This is a genomic window from Paenibacillus sp. tmac-D7, from assembly GCF_006519665.1.
Lineage (GTDB): Bacteria > Bacillota > Bacilli > Paenibacillales > NBRC-103111 > Paenibacillus_G > Paenibacillus_G validus.
Window position 1 is genome coordinate 1 of sequence record NZ_VIDW01000090.1, and the last position, 5,092, is coordinate 5,092.

Consider the following 5,092-nt stretch of genomic DNA (forward strand, 5'->3'; position numbering starts at 1 on the left):
CGGAATTGTCTGCATAACGCTCACTTTTGAGCCAGGCTTGACATGGAGCCTCTGCGGGCATGATTCCTTGCGATCGGGCGATACCTCCTAAACTCGTATCGCCATGGCTATTGAGCCTATCATGCCCGCCCCTCCATGTAAAGCCTTCCTGAGTTACTTTGATTTTGGTAAAACCCATTTACACAAAAAAAATTACACTCCCCAAAAAATATCCAGAAGCAGATTCGCTCCGCTTCTGGATACCAATAGATTTTTATCTCCGCTTCTTTCCTATCGTCTTTCTTGACGCAGTATGTGTTGCATTGTAAAAGATATTGTAACTCTTTTGCTCACCAATATATCGAATAGCTACATCAAACAATTCGAAGAATGACTCGATTAGCTTTACGATTGCATCAATCACCTTACGCATGTACAGCTTCTTACATGTTCCTCTGTATATGAAACCCTCAATTGCTTCTACATCTGAATAGATGACCACTCTTACTGGATTCCATTGCTTGTACTTTTCCAAAATAATCGGTAACATCTCCAAAGCAAATAGTTATCCGCTCAATGAAAATTTCTAAAAGATTTGACATATTTGCTCCTCCCAAAAAACTAGCTGAATATCATTATCTCAATAAAACTCCGATTCAATTAACTCTTCCACTGGCAAACTAAAATCGGCAATTTAATTCGGTACATTTATACAAGGTGAAGACGATTAGATTCTTAACAAATTCTGCTCAAACCAAGACTTACATTCGGATATTTGTCTGATTGTGTTGCTTTGATGGAAACACTCTTTGGTTTTCTCAGTTCCGTATAGTTCAACAATAAGACTAATATTTAAATTCATTTTCAAAGCGTTGTAAAAATAAACTGAGTGTATAAACTCATGTGACTCTACTCTTGCATTAATTTTTTCAATCCATCTAAGTGCTAGAACTTCGCTGTAACAGGCATTTACTCTATTGGTAAAATCGAAAACACTCATTTTATGCTTCTCGGCAATATAATGAACGACTGCATTCCACTTTTCATTTGATATTTCATGTCGTTTACCATAACGTTCGAACCATTGAAAGGGATTCATTACATGTTTTGAAGAATTTATGGAACGATGTAACGGGACTATATTGGCATATGTATTGCCACCAATACCGTATTTTCTCACGATAGACCCCCAACTTATTGGGATGAAGTGATCTTTAACAACATTATGGTATTTTCCAGTCAATGGACATTCATTATAAAAATGGTCGAAGACTAACTCTATCTGCCACGTTCGTAATGTATTTGGCACTTCTTTCAATAACTGTTTCCTCTTTGCTTGTGCAATTGCTGATTTACTGTACTTTTTCGTCATGCTCTTCACCCAACCTCATGTATAGAGTTGAATCTGTTTTGAATGATAGCATGAATAAAAATTACTGGGAAGAACTTCCAAAGAAAGTACTTTTTAAATTCTTCGGCTTGCAAAGGATGTTCTTGGCACATACGATAAAGTGAAATGAATTATGAAAAATAAAAGTCACCCTCAGCATATGTATCTGCTTTGGTGACTCAATGGCTTACTATCCGACTGTTCTTTGGAATTGTTTGATTGTATTTAACAAAACATTTTTTCAATCTTTCGATGTACTAATTCGGAATGACAAGAAATATCCACCGAATGTATCGTGGCTGTGATCTCTTCAACGGTAAGAATGTGTAGATCGAATGCGCCGCGCTTTTGCACCAACATCAGAATAGCTGAAATTGCTTCTTGGTATGTCCCAATCTTATTGAGCAGATCATCTCATCGCGGATAAGCAGTTCGTACTTCTGAAAATTCCTCAGTCATACGCCCTCCTGCTCATAGAACTTTAACAAAACATCTCCCTCCGCTCTCAGACGCTCAATTTCGGCTCGTATGGCTTCTCTACGCTCTAGTGGGGAATTTGCCTTAGAATGCTCTACGACAAGCTTACAATGCCTCTGAGCGATTTGTAGCAAGCGTTGGGTGGTGGCATCGTCAAGAACAATGTGTATCCTTGTCATTTCAGCCCCTCCATTGAACCTTGCTTTATCTTCACTCCGTTTAGTGGGCTATGCAGTCGACCAATCTGTAATATATCCTCCTGCTCTAATCCCCTTAAATACTTGGAAGTAATTTGAGTATCAAAATGCCCCATTAATCTGCTCAAACTGTAAATGTCAATTCCGTTCCTTAACTGCTTCTGGGCAAAATAGTGCCTGCAATCATGAGGCGAGCATCTAACTTCCTTTCTCACACCTGCATTACGACAATGTTCTTTTAGAATCTTGTTGATACGGGAACGATCTAACTTAACAGCCGATTGGTCTAGGAAGTAGTAATCTGCAATTTCATCTGATAGCCTTTTTTTGAATCTTTCCTGCTTTAACACTTCATACTTTCTCATGTATTTCCGCATGATGTTGCTAATGTAGACTAGACGCTGTTTAGAGCCTTTACCGTGAATCAGAATATGCCGCCGTGCTATATCATCATTCTTGATGTTGCATAGCTCAGAAACCCTTATACCTGTGTCAAAGAGCATTATCAGAATAAGCTTATCGCGCACATTGGAATACGTCTCTTCTTTGAGATCATTGATGACCCGAGAAACCTCATCATCATTGAACGTGACAATAACCGTCTTATCTTCTTTGAGATTCTTAATCCTCCGCATGGGGTTGCTCTGCTCATCAATAAACTCTTCGCTCACCAAGTATTGAAAAAAGACCTTTAACGTTGCTATGTTGTTATTAATCGTTCTGTTGACTTCTCTCCCGACACGCTGACGCTCCTGTATGTATTTCTTGATGTGAAGCTGTGTCACTTCCTCAACCTCTGAAATTCCTAACTCCTTGACCGTAAACCTTTCCCACCTGTACAGACGGAACAGACAAAGATCAACATACCTCTTTACCCTGCCCAAAATTTCTTGGTTTAGTTTGAAATCCTCAATCAACTCATGGATTTTGGTCATAAAAAATACTCCCTTCTATTTGCTAAATAACGCAGATAAAAGAAAGTAATTTTTTGCACTCTATTGTAGCAGGTGTAGACTCAGATTCAATATCGCCAACGCTCGAAACCCTTATGTATCAAGGCTTCCGAGCGTCTGACTACATTGATTCTGTCAAATTTATTCCCACTCGATCGTTGCCGGCGGCTTGGAGGTAATGTCGTACACGATCCGGTTGACGTTGTCAACTTCGTTGACGATACGGACCGAAATTTTCTCCAGCACATCCCATGGAATACGAGCCCAGTCGGCCGTCATGCCGTCAATGGAGGTTACTGCACGGATGCCGACCGTATACGAATACGTACGGGCGTCACCCATAACGCCGACGCTCTTCATGTTCGGCAGCGCCGTGAAATATTGCCAAATCTCGCGGTCGAGACCGGCTTTGGCGATTTCGTCGCGCAGAATCGCATCCGATTCGCGAACGATCGTCAGCTTCTCCTCCGTCACTTCGCCAAGCACGCGGATGGCCAGTCCCGGACCCGGGAACGGCTGACGCCACACGATGGCCGCCGGCAGTCCGCACTCTTCGCCGACCTTACGCACCTCGTCCTTGAACAGCGCTTTGAGCGGCTCCACCAGCTTGAACTTCATATCTTCCGGCAATCCGCCGACGTTGTGATGCGATTTGATCGTTTGTGCCGTAGCCGTACCGCTTTCCACGATATCCGTATACAGCGTGCCTTGCGCCAAGAACGCGAAGTCGTCGAATTTCCCCGACTCCTCTTCGAAGACGCGAATGAATTCCGTGCCGATGATTTTACGCTTCTGTTCCGGATCGTCGACGCCGGCCAATTTGCCCAGGAATCGCTCGCGGGCATCGATTTTGACGACTTTCATATCGAATTTGCCGACGAACGTATCCATCACGCTCTCCGCCTCGCCTTTGCGCAGCAAGCCGTGGTCGATAAACATACACGTCAGCTGATCGCCGATCGCTTTGTGAATCAGCATCGCCACCACGGACGAATCGACCCCGCCGCTCAGGGCGCACAGCACCTTCTGGTCCCCGACTTGTTCGCGGATTTCTTGAATCGTGTCCTCAATGAAGGTCGTCATGCTCCACGTTCCCTCGCACCCGCATACATGGTACAGGAAATTACGAATCATTTCGTTGCCGTAGACGGAATGGCGCACTTCCGGATGGAATTGAACGGCGAACATCTTCTTCTCCGGATGACTCATGGCCGCGATAGGCGCATGCTCGGTGCTCGCGTCGACGACGAAGCCTTCCGGGGTCTGCACGACAAGGTCGCTGTGACTCATCCATACGGTTTGCTTCTTATCGAGCCCGTGCACGAGTCCGCAAGCATCCGTGAAATCGACTTCGGCTTTGCCGTACTCGCGCTTCGAAGCGGGCTCCACCTTGCCCTCCAACTGATGGGCCATCATCTGCATCCCGTAACAAATGCCGAGAATCGGCACCCCGAGGTCATATACGGCCGGGTCGACCAGCGGAGAAGCTTCCCCGTACACGCTGGCGGGACCGCCTGAGAAGATGATGCCCCGAGGCTGCAGCGCTTTGATTTTGTCGGCCGGTGTATTGAACGGCAGCAGCTCGCTGTATACGCCCAAGTCGCGGATACGGCGTGCGATCAACTGGTTGTACTGCCCGCCAAAATCGAGCACCACAATAATTTCATTCGGCTTGTCCATGGTTTGTACGTTCCTCCTGCAATAAGCGTTCATTTTTCAATGACACCTATTATAAGCTTACACCGGATAAAGGGCAATGCTTTGTCTGACCGTTTTGTCGCATGATGGCGAAAAATGAAAAAAGCCCGTCCCTATGCAGCGGACGGACTCTTGCGGCGACTACGCTTTGCGGCTGCGCCGCAGCTGCAGCCAAGCGTCCCGCAGCGCCTGTCTGGAGACGGGGGCCGGCGACGACGCATAAGGATCGGCGTAGCGCTGCGCTTCGAGCAGCCGCGTGAAACGGACCAGCGCCTGCCGGTGAGCCTCGCTGAGGCAGGCGCGCGAAGCGGCGTATTCGCGCAGCGTTTGCGCAGGCGCCGCCGGGCCGTAGGTCCGCTGCAGCCGGCGCCAGAACCGTTCACCCAGGCGATGGGCGG

The 5,092-nt window shown here is 46.2% G+C and carries 4 protein-coding genes; all 4 read right to left on the reverse strand.

What is annotated here, in order from left to right; all coding sequences use genetic code 11:
- Positions 1-706 precede the first annotated feature (706 nt).
- Positions 707-1,351, reverse strand: coding sequence for an HNH endonuclease signature motif containing protein (locus FKP33_RS26415; protein ID WP_181410293.1), 645 nt, complete (start codon positions 1,349-1,351; stop codon positions 707-709).
- Between the two features lie 670 nt (positions 1,352-2,021).
- The gene (locus FKP33_RS26420; RefSeq protein WP_141336786.1) at positions 2,022-2,978 is read right to left on the reverse strand and encodes a tyrosine-type recombinase/integrase; all 957 of its coding nucleotides are present in this window, start codon (positions 2,976-2,978) and stop codon (positions 2,022-2,024) included.
- 159 nt (positions 2,979-3,137) lie between these two features.
- Positions 3,138-4,676: a glutamine-hydrolyzing GMP synthase gene (gene guaA, locus FKP33_RS26425; protein WP_141336787.1), complete on the reverse strand. Its 1,539-nt coding sequence runs from the start codon at positions 4,674-4,676 to the stop codon at positions 3,138-3,140.
- A gap of 159 nt (positions 4,677-4,835) precedes the next feature.
- Positions 4,836-5,092 (reverse strand): DUF4129 domain-containing protein (locus FKP33_RS27395; RefSeq protein WP_181410294.1); only part of this gene is annotated, 257 nt, incomplete at its 5' end.

Bases quoted from the DNA above. Each gene is read 5' to 3' on its own strand.
- FKP33_RS26415 (WP_181410293.1), bottom strand. From the start codon at position 1,351: ATGACGAAAAAGTACAGTAAATCAGCAATTGCACAAGCAAAGAGGAAA.
- FKP33_RS26420 (WP_141336786.1), bottom strand. From the start codon at position 2,978: ATGACCAAAATCCATGAGTTGATTGAGGATTTCAAACTAAACCAAGAA.
- guaA (WP_141336787.1), bottom strand. From the start codon at position 4,676: ATGGACAAGCCGAATGAAATTATTGTGGTGCTCGATTTTGGCGGGCAG.